Genomic DNA, 15,031 nt, shown 5'->3' on the forward strand with positions numbered 1-15,031 from the left:
CGGGCCCTCAGGCCCCCGGATCCGCAGGGTGCGGTGCCAGCAGCGGCAGCTGCGAGGCCAGCCGCTCCTCGCACAGTTCGACCAGCCGGTCGTAGCCGGCCTTGCCCATCAGCTCGATCAGCTCCGGCCGGTAGGAGACGTACACCGGGTCGCCCGCGCCGTGCGCCGAGGTCGCCGACGTGCACCACCAGTGCAGGTCGTGGCCACCCGGGCCCCAGCCGCGGCGGTCGTACTCACCGATCGACACCTGCAGGACGCGCGTGTCGTCGGGCCGGTCGATCCACTCGTACGTCCGCCGTACCGGCAGCTGCCAGCAGACGTCCGGCTTGGTCTCCAGCGGCTCGCGGCCCTCCTTCAGAGCGAGGATGTGCAGCGAGCAGCCCATGCCGCCCTTGAAGCCGGGCCGGTTCTGGAAGATGCACGAGCCCTGGAACGGCCGCGTCTGCCGCTCGCCGTCCTCGTCCTCGGAGACCCAGCCGCCCCGCGTGCCCTCGGCGTGGTGCTGCCAGATGTCCGGCGTGAGCCTGGCCACATGCCCGGCGACGCGCTTCTCGTCGTCCTCGTCGGAGAAGTGGGCACCCAAGGTGCAGCACCCGTCATCCGCGCGGCCCGCCTGGATGCCCTGGCAGCCGCTGCCGAAGATGCAGTTCCAGCGAGAGGTCAGCCATGTCAGATCGCAGCGGAAGACCTGCTCGTCGTCCGCCGGATCGGGAAACTCCACCCACGCGCGGGCGAAGTCCAGGCCCTTCTCGTCGGGTACCGCGACGCCCGGTGATTTGTCGCGCTTGGCCTTTTTCGTCTTTGGCACGTGTCCAGGGTACGGGCCTTGTGCCCCCGCCGAGGACGGCGGACGGGCCGGTGGGCAGTAGCGTTCCGTACATGAGACTCGGTGTCCTCGACGTGGGATCGAACACGGTGCATCTGCTCGTGGTGGACGCGCATCCCGGCGCGTGCCCCCTGCCCGCGCATTCGCACAAGGCGGAACTGCGCCTCGCCCAGCTCCTCGACGAGGACGGCGCGATCGGCCCGCACGGCGTCGACCGGCTGGTCTCGGTCGTCCAGGAGGCGCTCCAGGCCGCCGAGGACAAGGGCGTCGAGGACCTGTTGCCGTTCGCCACCTCCGCCGTGCGCGAGGCCCGCAACGCCGATGACGTCCTCGCGCGCGTGCGCACCGAGACGGGCGTCGAGCTCCAGGTCCTCACCGGCTCCGAGGAGGCCCGGCTGACCTTCCTCGCCGCCCGCCGCTGGTTCGGCTGGTCGGCCGGGAAGCTGCTGGTCCTGGACATCGGCGGCGGCTCCCTGGAGGTCGCGTACGGCATCGACGAGGAGCCCGACGCGGCCGCCTCGCTGCCGCTGGGCGCCGGCCGCCTCACCGCCGGCTGGCTGCCCGGTGATCCGCCCGACCCGGACGACGTCCGCGCCCTGCGCCGCCACGTGCGGACCGAGATCGCCCGCACGGTCGGCGAGTTCAGCCGCTTCGGCACCCCCGACCACGTCGTCGCCACGTCGAAGACCTTCAAGCAGCTGGCCCGCATCGCCGGCGCGGCCCGCTCCGCCGAGGGCCTCTACGTCCTGCGCGAGCTCAAGCGGGAGTCCCTGGAGGGCTGGGTCCCGCGCCTGGCCGCCATGACGGAGCGGGAGCGCGCGGAGCTGCCGGGCGTCTCGGAGGGCAGGGCCGGCCAGCTCCTGGCGGGCGCCCTGGTGGCCGAGGCGGCGATGGACCTCTTCGGCGTGGAGCGTGTCGACATATGCCCGTGGGCGCTGCGGGAGGGCGTGATCCTGCGTCGCCTGGATCACATGGAGTCGGTGTAGGGGCCCGCCCGCCTATGGCAAACACCACAACGGCGAAGAGGCCCCCCACCTCACCCCGACCACACCCCGTAATCTGTCCTGCATGGCAGAGCCAGCCGTGAAGATCCCGGACGCGAAGGTCGCCCTGTCGACGGCCTCGGTCTACCCGGAGTCGACGGCCACGGCCTTCGAGATCGCCGCGCGCCTCGGGTACGACGGAGTCGAGGTCATGGTCTGGACCGACCCGGTCAGCCAGGACATCGACGCCCTGCGCAGACTCAGCGACTACCACCGGATCCCGGTCCTGGCCGTGCACGCCCCCTGCCTGCTCATCACGCAGCGCGTCTGGTCCACCGACCCGTGGACCAAGCTCCAGCGGGCCCGCGCGGCGGCCGAGAAGCTCGACGCGAGCACGGTCGTCGTCCACCCCCCGTTCCGCTGGCAGCGCCAGTACGCCCGGGACTTCGTCGCCGGCATCTGGCGCATGGCGAACGAGACGGACGTACGGTTCGCCGTCGAGAACATGTATCCCTGGCGCTACCGCGACCGCGAGATGCTCGCGTACGCCCCCGACTGGGACGTCACGAAGGACGACTACCGGCACTTCACGATCGACCTCAGCCACACCGCGACGGCCCGCTCCGACGCGCTGGACATGGTCGACCGCATGGGGGACCGTCTCGGCCACGTCCACCTCGCCGACGGCCGGGGCTCGGCCAAGGACGAGCACCTGGTGCCCGGCCGCGGTACGCAGCCCTGTGCCGAGGTGCTGGAGCGGCTCGCCCTGACCGGCTTCGACGGGCACGTCGTCATCGAGGTCAACACCCGCCGCGCCATGTCCAGCGCGGAGCGCGAGGCCGACCTGGCGGAGGCGCTGGCCTTCACCCGCCTCCATCTGGCCTCGGCGGTGAAGGTGCCGCGGCGATGACCGGCCGGCCCCCGGCCGGCGGCGGGTCCGGCACCACCGCCCGCCGCCGCGGCCGCCCCCCGCGCACGGAGTCCGCCGACACCCGCGACCGCATCCTGACCGCCGCCCGCGACGAGTTCTCCGAGCACGGCTACGAGAAGACGTCCGTCCGCGGCATCGCCAAGACGGCCGGCGTCGACCCGGCCCTCGTGCACCACTACTTCGGCACGAAGGAACAGGTCTTCGAGGCGGCGATCACCCAGTCCTTCGGACCCGCCCTGCAGGCTCCGAAGGCCATCGAGGAGGGCCCGCTCGACGGCGTGGGGGAGCGTCTGGCCCGCTTCTTCTTCGGCGTCTGGGAGAACCCGGCGACCCGCGCGCCGCTGCTCGCCGTCGTCCGGTCCGCCCTCACCAACGAGACCGCGGCCGCCGTCTTCCGGCGGATCATCGCCACCCAGGTGCTGCGCCGCATCGCCGTGCGGCTGGAGCTGCCGGACGCCGAACTGCGCGCCGAGCTCGCCGCCGCCCAGCTCGTGGGCACGGCCGTCCTGCGGTACGTCATCAAGGTCGAGCCGCTGGCCTCGGCGGACCCGGAGCAGATCATCGCGCGGCTGGCGCCGGTCGTGCAGGGACATCTGACCGCTCCGTAAGGCGTACGGATGCCGTCGTCCGAGACAGCCATCCCGCATTCCGGACACTGCGTCCCGCCCACTGGATGACCGGCGTACGCTCGGTAGCAGTCAGAAGTCTCCGAATCCTCTGACGCAGTCTCTGAAGGAGCGAGCGACGATGCCCGAGCTGAGGTCCCGCACAGTCACCCACGGCCGCAACATGGCGGGCGCCCGCGCCCTTATGCGTGCCTCCGGTGTACCGGGTGCGGACATCGGCCGCAAGCCGATCATCGCGGTCGCCAACAGCTTCACCGAGTTCGTGCCCGGCCACACGCACCTGGCGCCGGTCGGCCGGATCGTCAGCGAGGCGGTCGTCGCGGCCGGGGGCATCCCCCGCGAGTTCAACACGATCGCCGTCGACGACGGCATCGCCATGGGCCACGGCGGCATGCTCTACTCCCTGCCCTCGCGCGACCTGATCGCGGACAGCGTGGAGTACATGGTCGAGGCGCACTGCGCCGACGCCCTGATCTGCATCTCCAACTGCGACAAGATCACCCCGGGCATGCTGAACGCCGCCCTGCGGCTGAACATCCCGACGGTCTTCGTCTCCGGCGGCCCCATGGAGTCCGGCCGCGCCACCCTGGTCGACGGCACGGTCCGCACCCTCGACCTGGTCGACGCGATCTCCGACGCCGTGAACGACAAGATCTCGGACGAGGACATCCTCCGCATCGAGGAGAACGCCTGTCCGACGTGCGGCTCCTGCTCCGGCATGTTCACCGCCAACTCGATGAACTGCCTGACCGAGGCCATCGGCCTCTCCCTCCCGGGCAACGGCTCGGTCCTGGCCACGCACACCGCCCGCAAGGCGCTGTACGAGGACGCCGCCCGTACGGTCATGGACATCACCCGCCGCTACTACGAGCAGGACGACGAGACGGTCCTGCCCCGCAACGTGGCGTCCTTCGCGGCCTTCGAGAACGCCATGGCGCTCGACATCGCCATGGGCGGCTCGACCAACACGATCCTGCACCTGCTGGCCGCCGCCCAGGAGGCGGGCGTCCCCTTCGGCCTGGACGAGATCAACGCGGTCTCGCGCCGCGTGCCGTGCCTGGCCAAGGTCGCGCCGAACGTCGCCAAGGACCGTACGTACTACATGGAGGACGTGCACCGCGCCGGCGGCATCCCCGCCCTGCTCGGCGAGCTGCACCGGGCCGGCCTGCTCAACGAGGACGTGTACTCCGTGCACAGCCCGTCCCTCGCCGACTGGCTCAAGACCTGGGACGTGCGTGGCGGCTCCCCGTCCGCCGAGGCCGTCGAGCTGTGGCACGCGGCCCCCGGCTGTGTCCGCTCCGCCGAGGCCTTCTCCCAGTCCGAGCGCTGGGAGGCCCTGGACGTGGACGCCGAGGGCGGCTGCATCCGCTCCGCCGAGCACGCCTACTCCAAGGACGGCGGCCTCGCGGTCCTCAAGGGCAATCTGGCGGTGGACGGCTGCGTCGTGAAGACGGCCGGTGTCGACGAGTCCATCTGGACCTTCGAGGGCCCGGCGGTCGTCTGCGAGTCGCAGGAGGAGGCCGTCCAGAAGATCCTCACCCAGCAGGTCAAGGACGGCGACGTCGTCGTCATCCGCTACGAGGGCCCCAAGGGCGGCCCCGGCATGCAGGAGATGCTCTACCCCACCTCGTACCTGAAGGGCCGCGGCCTGGGGAAGACCTGCGCGCTGGTCACGGACGGCCGGTTCTCCGGCGGCACCTCCGGCCTCTCCATCGGCCACGCCTCGCCCGAGGCGGCCGCGGGCGGCACCATCGCCCTGGTCGAGGACGGCGACCGCATCCGCATCGACATCCCGAACCGTGCCATCGAACTGCTGGTGGACGACGCCGAGCTGGCCCGCCGCGAGCAGGCCCTGAACGGCGTGTACGCCCCGAAGAACCGCGACCGCAAGGTCTCGGCGGCGCTGCGGGCCTACGCGGCGATGGCGACCAGCGCGGACAAGGGCGCTGTGCGGGACGTGTCGAAGCTCGGCTGATCCCCTTCCCGCGCCGAGGGCCGTCTCCCACTGCCGGGGGCGGCCCTCATCCGCGTCACCAGGTGGCAGGATCGCCCGCGCGGACGGAGAAGACGGTGCCGTCGGGCGCGGTGGCGTAGAGGCGGTCGCGGGCGAGCACGGGGGCGGGCACCGCGTCCGCGACCCGGTCCGCATTGCTGCCGAGCCGCGCGGACGTCTGCCCCAGAAGCCGGCCCTCGCGTGCGTCCACGCCGAGCAGCCGCCCGTCAGGGGCGGAGAAGTAGACGTACCGGCCGTCGGCCACCGGCGCGGACCCCCGGGTCACCGCGGTCTCCAGGTTCCACTTCTGCTCCCGCGCCTTCATGTCGACGGCCACCAGCGATCCGCCGTCCCCCATGAGGTACACGAGGTCGCCGCGCACCGTGGCCTGGGGCTGGCCGATCGGGACGGGGAGCACCACCCGCCGGGATGCTCCGTCGTCCGGTGTGTAGCGCACCACTGCCTCCGCCGATCCGTAGACCGGGTCGACCAGGACGAAGAAGACCGATCCGTCGACCGCGCCGACGGGCTGGAGCGTCCCCTTCAGCTGAACGTCCCACCGCACCCGGCCCGTTTCCGGGGCGACAGCGGTGACGCGGGTACTCGACCCGTCGTCCGACGTGCTGATCCCGTAGGCCCATGGGTCTGCGGCGAAGGAGGCGAAGTACGGAGCCCGGTGGCCCGGGATCCGGTGGCTCCACTTCGTCCGTCCCGAAGCGCTGTCCACGCCTGTGACCGCTCCGTCGACGCCCGTGACGAGAAGCATGGCCCCCGCGTGCGCCAGCCCGCTGTACGACGGCACGCTCTGCCGCCAACGGGTCCTGCCCGAGCCGGGATCGAGAGCCTCCAGGCGCGTGCTCCGGTCCAGCGCGGGCTGCACCAGGCCACCGGACACCACGGGCCGACCGCCCTGCGCCGTGGCGACGGTGTGCCGCCACAACCGGCGCCCGTCGGACGGGTCGAGGGCGAAGACACGACCCGTCTGCGCGCAGACCAACCTCCCCGCCCCGTACGAGCACTGCGGTGTCCCCTTCTCAGGCGCCGACGTCGTCTCCCACGGGCTGAACCCGGCCGCCGTGGTGCGCGGCCCGCCGCCGCTCACCGGTGACGGGTCGTCGCCGCCGAGCAAATGCACCGCGGCCAGCGCGGCGACCGTGGCCAGGCCGAGGAGCCCGGTCCCGACGAGGAGCCGTGTGCCCAGGCGTTTGCGGGACCGCCGTTCGGGCTCGGTGACGCGCGGCTCAGGCTCCGGCGCGTCTCCCGTCCGCTGCGCCGGTATGAAGACCTGCGTGTCGTACGAGGCCGCGACGGACCGCAGCTCCCGCATCAACTCGTCCGGCGTCGGCCGGTCCTCTGGCTCCTTGGCGAGACACCGCGCCACGAGCGGGGCGAGGCTCTCCGGCACTCCGGTCAGATCCGGCTCGTCATGGACGACCTGGTAGGCGACGACGTACGGGCTGTCCGAGTCGAACGGCCCCCGGCCCGTGGCAGCGTGCACCATCACCGACCCGAGCGCGAAGACGTCGGCGGCGGGCCCCACCTCCCGGGGGCGCCGGAACTGCTCCGGCGCCATGAACGGCGGGGTTCCGATCAACTTGCCGGTCTCGGTCCGCAGTTCGCTGTCCTTCGGCCGGGAGATCCCGAAGTCGATGACCTTGGGCCCGTCCTCGGCGAGGAGCACGTTGCTGGGTTTGAGATCCCGGTGCACCACGCCGACCCGGTGGATGTCGCGCAGTGCCTCGGCCAGTCCGGCCATCAGACGGCGCACCTCGGCGGGGCTCATGGCCCCGCTCCGCTTCACATGGTCGGAAAGGGTCGGCCCGGGGATGAACAGGGTGGCCATCCAGGGCCGTTCGGCCTCCGAGTCGGCGTCGACGACGGACGCGGTAAAGGCACCGCTGACCTTCCGCGCGGCCGCCACCTCCTGCCTGAACCGCCCCCTGAACTCGGGATCCCTGGCGAATTGGGCGTGGACGACCTTCACAGCGAGCTTCATCCCCGAGGTGCTCCGCGCGAGATGCACGACGCCCATGCCCCCGGATCCGAGAGTCGTCTCCAGCCGGTAGTGACCGGCGTATTCGGGAAGTTCCGCTTCCGCGCCCGCCCCGGTGCTGCTCTGCGGCGCCATGGAACCACCCCCGTGCTGTTCGTCCGCGCGCGCGACGCACGGAGCCTAGTCGATGACTCGTACGGGACAGAGGCGGCTTGCTAGTCTCCGCGTGCGAGTTACGCACATGTGTTTCATGGCGTGATGCAGGGGAATCAACGGGGCCCCATGCCCGTCGTGGGGTTCAACGGGGGAGGTTTTCATGTCTGTCGACCGCGTCGAAGAGACAGTGGGCGGCCAGGTGACGGAAGCGGTCACCGCCGAGGCCACCACCACGGCTCTGCGCTACTACTCGGTCGCGCCGGGCGTCCGTCTCAACGTGCGCAGTGGTCCCGGCACCAACTACACGGTCGTCCGGATCCTGTCCGAGGGGGCGAAGGTCCCGATCTACTGCCAGTCGCCGGGCACCACGGTGACGGGCCCGTACGGCACGACGAACATCTGGGACAACATCAACAACGGTCAGTACGTCTCGGACGCCTACGTGAACACCGGCAGCGACGGCTACGTCCGCCCGCGCTGCTCCTGATCAGGCCACTACTACGCCGGGACCACTCATGACATCCTCTCGGACGCCTACGTGAACACCGGCAGCGACGGCTACATCGCCGGGCGCTGCGGCTGAGCCGCCCGGAGCCCGCGGCCACTCCGGAGCCATAATCGACGCGTGAGCGACGACACCGGCACCCAGATGACACCCGCGGGCTCCACCGGCCCCCGCCCGGAGCCGATCCGGCTCTTCGGCACCACTTGGGTCGACCACGGCCACGGCTACGCGGCCCGCCGCATCGCCGTGGCCGTCGGCTCCCTGGCCGTGGCCGTCGCCTCCTGCCTCGTGCTCCGCCTCGCCTACCAGGGCCTGCAGATCGCCGCGATCGGCGACTTCGTCACGGTCCTCATGGTCGCGATGTTCGCGATCTGCAGCGCCCTCGCCTTCCGTCACACCTGGGACGGCTTCACCCGCCGCCCCGACCCCGACCGCCAGGCGTCCCTGCGCGGTCTCCTGACCGTAGGCTTCGTCGGCTCGCTGCTCGCCTACTTCTTCCGCTCCCTCACCGAGGCCCCCGGCGAGAAGCTGCACCGCGAGGAGTTCGAAGAGGCCCGCGAGCAGTACGAGAAGCGCACGACCCGCCGCTCGGGCAACCCGAGGAACCGCCGCCGCGCGTAGCCCGGACGGCTACTCGGCCGCCACAATGCGCTCCACCGCTGCCGTCACCAGCTGTTCGCGCTCCGCCTCGGTGAAGACGTCCGGCAGGGTGAGTTGCTCGACGATCAGCCAGTTCAGGGTCAGCATGAGCAGCTTGACGGCCATGGCGTCGCCGGGGAGTCCGGAGGCTTCGTGGTAGGCGACGTTGGCGTCGACATCGGCGCGGACCCGCTCGGTGAGGACCTTGCGCAGTTCGGGGCGGCGGGTGGCCTCGAGGCGCAGTTCGAGCAGGGCGAGGTAGCCGGTGCGGAAGGCGGCGACGCGGCCCACGAGTTCCCGCATCAGCACCGCGTAGGTTTCCCGGTCGCGGCCGGCCGCCTGCTGGCGCGCGATCGTCGCCTCGTCGGGCTGCAGCCGTTCGTAGACACGGGCGCCGGCCTGGGTGAGCAGGTCGTCCCGGTTGGCGAAGTAGTTGGACGCGGTCCCGGCCGGTACGGCGGCCTCGGCGTCCACCGCCCGGAACGTCAGACCCCGTGCACCCTCCCTGGCCAGCACCTCGATCGCCGCATCGACGAGGGCGGCGCGCCGCTGATCGTTCCGTCTCACCATTGACACCACTCCAACCGTAGTACTACTTTCAAACCACTTCAAAAAGAGTACTACGTTTGGAGTTCCAGGGATGCGAAAGCTCGTGTACTACATCGCAGTCACGCTCGACGGCCGCATCGCCGGCCCCGGCGGCGAGTACGACTTCTTCCCCGCCGGTGACGAACAGCAGAGGGCCGCCTACAGCGCCTGGGCCAACACCCTGTACCCCGAGACCGTCCCGACCGCCTACCGTGCCGCCATCGGCCTCACCGACGCCCCCAACCGGCAGTTCGACACCGTCGTCATGGGTTACGGCACCTACCGCGACCCCCTCGGTCAGGGGATCACCAGCCCCTACGCTCACCTGCGCCAGTACGTGGTCTCCAGCACGCTCGACCCCGACGTCGACCCGGCCGTCACCGTCGCCCCGGGCGACCCGCTCGCCCTCGTCCGCGATCTCAAGCGCGAGAAGGACACCGGCCTGCACGTCTGGCTCTGCGGCGGCGGCAAGCTCGCCGGCGCCCTCCTGCCCGAGATCGACGAACTGGTCGTCAAGCACTACCCGGTGGTCGCCGGCGCCGGGATCCCGGCCTTCGACGGCACCTTCGACCCCACCGTCTTCGATGTCGCCGAGCGCACGGCCTTCCCCCACGGCGTCACCCTCACGCGCCTCACGCGACGCTAGGCCCTTGGCTCCCCGCCGAACCGCCGAACCGCCGAACCGCCGAACCGCCGAACCGCCGAACCAGACCACCATCGCGCCAACCCTTGCCGATCTCACCGAAATCTCACCGCCCCCCACCCCGCCCCCGGCCACCATGGCGGTATGACCACATCTCCCTCCGCCACCCACCCCACCGGAGCCGACCCCACCCCCGAACCCCCAGCCGGGCAGCCCACCGCCGAGCCCGTCCGAACCGCACGAGCCCACTCCTTCAACGCCGCCGCAGCCCAGTACGCGGCCAACCGACCCTCCTACCCCCCGGCCCTCTTCGACGCGATAGAAGACCTGACCGGCCGCCCCCTCACCGGCACCCGCGTCGCGGACATCGGTGCCGGCACCGGCATCGCCACCGCCCTCCTCCACGCACGAGGCGCGGACGTCGTCGCCGTGGAGCCCGGCGCCGGCATGGCGGCCCAGTTCCGCCGCGGCCTGCCCGGCATCCCGGTCATCCGCGGCATCGGAGACGACCTCCCCCTCACTGACGCCTCCGTCGACCTCGTCACCTACGCCCAGGCCTGGCACTGGACCGACCCCGCCCGCGCCGTCCCCGAGGCCCTGCGCGTGCTGCGCCCCGGCGGCGCCCTCGCCCTCTGGTGGAACACCGACGCCCTGGACGTCCCCTGGATCGCCGAGGCCGCCGCCCGCACCGGCCGCCACTTCGGCATCGACATCTCCGCCGAGAAGCGCAACGTCGACTACCGCACCGCCGACCCCAGCGGCACCCTCGACTTCACCCGCCGCACGGTCCGCTGGAGCCGCCGCGTCCCGGTCGACACCCACCTCGCCAACATCGGCAGTCACTCGGTCTTCCTCGTCCAGGGCGCCGAACACACCGCATCGTTCCTGGCCGAGGAGCGCGAAAACCTCCTCAGGGCCTTCCCGGACGGCTTCGTGGAGGAGGTCTACGAGGTCGTCCTCCTGCTCGCCAAGACCCCGGCCTGACGCGCACCCGCTCGACGCACCCGCTTGACGGGTCCGACGCCCGGGAGCATTATTCATCACATGATGAATAACGCTCCCGGCTCGCCGCGCCCAGGCCCGGCACCCACCCCCGGCCCGCCCCCGAACCCGCAGACCACAGCCGTCCACGCCGAGAACCTCACCGTCGTCCGCGGCCCCCGCACCGTCCTGCGCAACCTCGGATTCACCGTCACCCCTGGCCAGATCACCGGCCTCCTCGGCCCCTCCGGCTGCGGAAAATCCACCCTCATGCGCGCGATCGTCGGCACCCAGGCCAAAGTCACCGGCACCCTCGACGTCCTCGGCCACCCCGCCGGCCACCCCACCCTGCGCACCCGCATCGGCTACGTCACCCAGGCCCCCTCCGTCTACGACGACCTGACCGTCCGCCAGAACCTCGACTACTTCGCCGCGATCCTCGACCCCGGCCGCCCGGCAGCCGACCGCCGCGACGACAACGTCACCCGCGCGATAGCCGACGTCGACCTCACCACCCACGCCGACGCCCTCGCCGGCAACCTCTCCGGCGGCCAGCGCAACCGCGTCTCCCTGGCCGTCGCCCTCCTCGGCGCCCCCGAACTCCTGGTCCTCGACGAACCGACCGTCGGCCTCGACCCGGTCCTGCGCCGCGACCTGTGGACCCTCTTCCACGACATCGCGACCGGCCGCGGCGCGACGCTCCTCGTCTCCTCCCACGTCATGGACGAGGCCGAGCGCTGCCACCGCCTCCTCCTCATGCGCGACGGCGAGCTCCTCGCCGACGAAACCCCCGACGCCCTGCGCACCCGCACCGGCGCCGACACGGTCGAGGAGGCCTTCCTGCACCTGGTGGACGAGGCGAAAGCAGCAGCCCGCGCAAAGGAGACGACCCGATGACCAGCACCCCACCCCGGGCCCTCAGCGCCTCCCGCACCACCGCGACCGCGGCCCGGGTCCTCCGCCAGCTCACCCACGACCCCCGCACCATCGCGCTGCTGATCCTCATCCCCTGCGTGATGCTGTTCCTGCTGCGCTACGTCTTCGACGGCAGCCCCCGCACCTTCGACAGCATCGGCGCGTCCCTCCTCGGGATCTTTCCCCTGATCACGATGTTCCTGGTGACGTCCATCGCCACCCTGCGCGAACGCACCTCGGGCACCCTCGAACGCCTCCTCGCCATGCCCCTCGGCAAGGGCGACCTCATCGCCGGCTACGCCCTCGCCTTCGGCACCCTCGCGATCATCCAGTCCGCCCTGGCCACCGGCCTCGCGGTCTGGTTCCTCGGCCTCGACGTCACCGGCAGCCCCTGGCTCCTCCTCCTGGTGGCCCTCCTCGACGCCCTCCTCGGCACAGCCCTGGGCCTCTTCGTCTCGGCCTTCGCGGCCTCGGAATTCCAGGCCGTCCAGTTCATGCCGGCGGTGATCTTCCCCCAGCTCCTCCTGTGCGGCCTGTTCACCCCGCGCGACAACATGCACCCCGCCCTGGAGGCCGTCTCCGACGTCCTCCCCATGTCCTACGCCGTCGACGGCATGAACGAGGTCCTGCGCCACACGGACATGACCGCCACGTTCGTCCGGGACGCCCTGATCGTCGCGGGCTGCGCACTCCTGGTCCTGGCCCTGGGCGCGGCGACCCTCAGGCGCCGCACGGCCTAGGTGTATTGACCCGCAGGGTTGTTCACACGGCTGATGGGTGTCCGACATCCCGCCCAGCGGACACCCGAGCCGTCCCCCACTCCCCGGTGCGAGGATGGACCCCGGACGACGCACCCTTCGGAGGCACCCCGCGCCATGACCCAGAAAGTCGCAGTCCTCGGCACCGGCAAGATCGGCGAAGCCCTGCTCAGCGGAATGATCCGCGCCGGCTGGACCCCGTCCGACCTCCTGGTCACCGCCCGCCGCCCGGAACGAGCCGAGGAACTCCGCACCCGCTACGGCGTCACACCGGTCACCAACCCCGAGGCCGCCAAGACCGCCGACACCCTGATCCTCACGGTCAAACCGCAGGACATGGGCACCCTCCTCGACGAGCTCGCCCCCCACGTCCCCGCCGACCGCCTGGTCATCAGCGGCGCCGCCGGCATCCCCACGGCGTACTTCGAGGAACGCCTGGCCCCCGACACCCCGGTCGTCCGCGTCATGACGAACACCCCCGCCCTGGTCGACGAGGCGATGTCCGTCATCTCCGCCGGCACCCACGCCACCGCCGACCACCTCGCCCACACCGAGGAGATCTTCGGCGCCGTCGGCAAGACGCTCCGCGTCCCCGAGTCCCAGCAGGACGCCTGCACCGCGCTCTCCGGCTCCGGCCCGGCCTACTTCTTCTACCTCGTCGAAGCCATGACCGACGCCGGCATCCTCCTCGGCCTGCCCCGCGACAAGGCCCACGACCTGATCGTCCAGTCCGCCATCGGCGCCGCGACGATGCTCCGCGACAGCGGCGAACACCCCGTCAAGCTCCGCGAGAACGTCACATCCCCCGCCGGCACGACGATCAACGCCATCCGCGAACTCGAGAACCACGGCGTGAGGGCCGCCCTCATCGCCGCCCTCGAAGCCGCCCGCGACCGCAGCCGCGCCCTGGCCTCCGGCAACAACAGCTGACCACCGGGGGCGGGCCCGTCACCCGCCCCCGCCTCACCTCACCCCCACGGCCCCGGCACCGGCCGCCTCCGACACGGCCGGCAACAGCCCGATCGCGCGATACGCGGCATCCACCGTCGGCCGGGCCATTCCCCGGGCCCGCTCCGCCCCCTCCCGCAGCACGCCCTCCACATAACCGGGATCGGCACACAACTCCTTGTGCCTCTCCTGCAAGGGCCGGAGCACCTCGACCACAGCCTCGGCGGTGTCCTTCTTCAAGGCCCCGTACGACTCGTACGCACCACTCAACCGCTCGGGATCCCCACCCGTGCACGCCGCGAGGATCTCCAGCAGATTCGCGAGCCCCGGCCGGGCCTCCCGGTCGTACACGACCTCCCGCCCGCTGTCGGTCACGGCCCGCACAACCTTCTTGCGCACCACGTCCGGCTCGTCCAGCAGATAGACGATCCCCGGCCCGACGTCGTCGCTCTTGCCCATCTTCGACGCCGGATCCTGCAGGTTCATCACCCGCGCCGCCACCCCCGGCCGCGATGCCCGCGGCACCACGAACGTGTGCCCGTACCGCTGGTTGAACCGCACGGCCAGATCCCGGGCGAGCTCCACATGCTGCCGCTGATCGTCCCCGACCGGCACCTCGTCGGCCCCGTACGCCAGGATGTCCGCCGCCATCAGCACGGGATACGTCAGCAGCGACAGCCGCACACTCCCGCCCCGCCGCTGCTCCCGCGCGGCCTTCTCCTTGTACTGGATCATCCGCCGCATCTCACCGTCGGTGGCCACGCACTCCAGTACGTACGACAGCCGGGCGTGCTCGTCCACATGGCTCTGCACGAACACCGTGCAGAGCTCCGGATCCAGCCCGGCCGCCAGCAGCAAGGTCGCCGACTGCCGGCTCAGCCTGCGCACCCGCGCGGGATCGTGGTCCACGGTCAGGGCATGCAGATCGACGACGCAGAACAAGGCGTCGGCCTCGTGCTGGTCGACCGCGGCCCACCGCCGCATGGCCCCCAGGTAGTTCCCCAGCGTCAGATGCCCCGTCGGCTTGACCCCGCTGAAGACCCGTGTCATCTGTCCTCCACCTCCTGGTCGGGACCGCCGCCCCGGGCGGCCGCCCCTCCGTGGTTCACAGGAGGGAGAAACGAAAACGGCCGCCGAAGCGGCGGCCGTTGCGTGCATACGTGAGGACGGCCGCCGTCAGGCGGCCCACCACAGCTGGGTGCACGTACGCGTCGTCATGCGGCCCAGAGTACGCCCCTGGAGTGCCGTCCGCCCTTGAGTTGACACGCCCAGACCCGGTCCGTAGTGTTCTCCGAGTTGCCCGACGTGAGCGCCGACTCCGGTCGGTCCCCGGGCAGCCAATCCGCAGGTACCAACCACTATTCGACGCACAGCACATCTGTCGTCGCTTCATTGGTATGTGTATTTACGGAATGAGGAATCCCCGTTCGAAAGGACGCGGCCCCCGATTGGCTCGGGAGCCGGGGAATCCGCTAAAGTCTCACTCGTCGGAACGGCCCAACGGCCGCAAAGACAAACCCCGCTGACCGGGGATCAGGCCCGAAAG

Annotated in this window: 15 protein-coding genes; 11 read left to right on the top strand and 4 right to left on the bottom strand. The window is 71.3% G+C overall.

Annotation, left to right across the window (positions count from 1 at the left end; genetic code table 11):
• Positions 1–7: 7 nt before the first annotated feature.
• A complete protein-coding gene (locus CEB94_RS22860; protein WP_175433990.1) occupies positions 8–808 on the bottom strand; it encodes a DUF3109 family protein in 801 nt (266 codons plus the stop codon).
• 71 nt (positions 809–879) lie between these two features.
• On the opposite strand from CEB94_RS22860, the gene CEB94_RS22865 reads away from it, so the two are divergent.
• From CEB94_RS22865 to ilvD, 4 genes are all read left to right on the top strand, one after another.
• Complete coding sequence (locus CEB94_RS22865) at positions 880–1,812, top strand: Ppx/GppA family phosphatase (RefSeq protein ID WP_175433991.1); 933 nt, start codon at positions 880–882, stop codon at positions 1,810–1,812.
• Positions 1,813–1,894: 82 nt separating this feature from the next.
• Positions 1,895–2,719 carry a sugar phosphate isomerase/epimerase family protein gene (locus CEB94_RS22870; RefSeq protein ID WP_175433992.1) on the top strand — a complete coding sequence of 275 codons (825 nt, stop codon included), beginning with the start codon at positions 1,895–1,897 and terminating at the stop codon, positions 2,717–2,719.
• Complete coding sequence (locus CEB94_RS22875; RefSeq protein WP_175433993.1) at positions 2,716–3,348, top strand: TetR/AcrR family transcriptional regulator; 633 nt, start codon at positions 2,716–2,718, stop codon at positions 3,346–3,348. The genes CEB94_RS22870 and CEB94_RS22875 overlap by 4 nt, the downstream gene beginning before the upstream one ends.
• Positions 3,349–3,487: 139 nt before the next feature.
• Positions 3,488–5,341, top strand: coding sequence for a dihydroxy-acid dehydratase (ilvD, locus tag CEB94_RS22880; RefSeq protein ID WP_175433994.1), 1,854 nt, complete (start codon positions 3,488–3,490; stop codon positions 5,339–5,341).
• Between the two features lie 55 nt (positions 5,342–5,396).
• Here the strand turns inward: ilvD and CEB94_RS22885 are convergent, their stop codons facing one another.
• The gene (locus CEB94_RS22885; protein WP_175433995.1) at positions 5,397–7,487 is read right to left on the bottom strand and encodes a serine/threonine-protein kinase; all 2,091 of its coding nucleotides are present in this window, start codon (positions 7,485–7,487) and stop codon (positions 5,397–5,399) included.
• A 181-nt stretch (positions 7,488–7,668) separates the two neighbouring features.
• On the opposite strand from CEB94_RS22885, the gene CEB94_RS22890 reads away from it, so the two are divergent.
• The gene (locus tag CEB94_RS22890; protein ID WP_175433996.1) at positions 7,669–7,995 is read left to right on the top strand and encodes an SH3 domain-containing protein; all 327 of its coding nucleotides are present in this window, start codon (positions 7,669–7,671) and stop codon (positions 7,993–7,995) included.
• A gap of 138 nt (positions 7,996–8,133) precedes the next feature.
• Entirely contained in the window at positions 8,134–8,634 is a 501-nt protein-coding gene (locus CEB94_RS22895; protein ID WP_175433997.1) for an EamA/RhaT family transporter, read from the top strand.
• Positions 8,635–8,643: 9 nt separating this feature from the next.
• On the opposite strand, the gene CEB94_RS22900 is transcribed toward CEB94_RS22895, so the two are convergent.
• A complete protein-coding gene (locus CEB94_RS22900; RefSeq protein WP_175433998.1) occupies positions 8,644–9,222 on the bottom strand; it encodes a TetR/AcrR family transcriptional regulator in 579 nt (192 codons plus the stop codon).
• Between the two features lie 70 nt (positions 9,223–9,292).
• Between CEB94_RS22900 and CEB94_RS22905 the strand changes: the two genes are divergently transcribed.
• From CEB94_RS22905 to proC, 5 genes are all read left to right on the top strand, one after another.
• Complete coding sequence (locus CEB94_RS22905) at positions 9,293–9,886, top strand: dihydrofolate reductase family protein (protein WP_175433999.1); 594 nt, start codon at positions 9,293–9,295, stop codon at positions 9,884–9,886.
• 141 nt (positions 9,887–10,027) lie between these two features.
• Positions 10,028–10,867 (top strand): class I SAM-dependent methyltransferase, encoded by an 840-nt coding sequence (locus tag CEB94_RS22910; protein ID WP_175434000.1) that lies wholly within the window; start codon positions 10,028–10,030, stop codon positions 10,865–10,867.
• 60 nt (positions 10,868–10,927) lie between these two features.
• Positions 10,928–11,761, top strand: coding sequence for an ABC transporter ATP-binding protein (locus CEB94_RS22915; RefSeq protein WP_175434001.1), 834 nt, complete (start codon positions 10,928–10,930; stop codon positions 11,759–11,761).
• Entirely contained in the window at positions 11,758–12,519 is a 762-nt protein-coding gene (locus tag CEB94_RS22920; RefSeq protein ID WP_175434002.1) for an ABC transporter permease, read from the top strand. Before CEB94_RS22915 ends, CEB94_RS22920 begins: the two co-directional genes overlap by 4 nt.
• A 135-nt stretch (positions 12,520–12,654) precedes the next feature.
• The gene (proC, locus tag CEB94_RS22925) at positions 12,655–13,467 is read left to right on the top strand and encodes a pyrroline-5-carboxylate reductase (RefSeq protein ID WP_031110869.1); all 813 of its coding nucleotides are present in this window, start codon (positions 12,655–12,657) and stop codon (positions 13,465–13,467) included.
• 33 nt (positions 13,468–13,500) lie between these two features.
• On the opposite strand, the gene trpS is transcribed toward proC, so the two are convergent.
• Entirely contained in the window at positions 13,501–14,535 is a 1,035-nt protein-coding gene (gene trpS, locus CEB94_RS22930; RefSeq protein WP_175434003.1) for a tryptophan--tRNA ligase, read from the bottom strand.
• Positions 14,536–15,031: the final 496 nt, after the last annotated feature.

The sequence above is a fragment of the Streptomyces hawaiiensis genome (genome assembly GCF_004803895.1).
Lineage (GTDB): Bacteria > Actinomycetota > Actinomycetes > Streptomycetales > Streptomycetaceae > Streptomyces > Streptomyces hawaiiensis.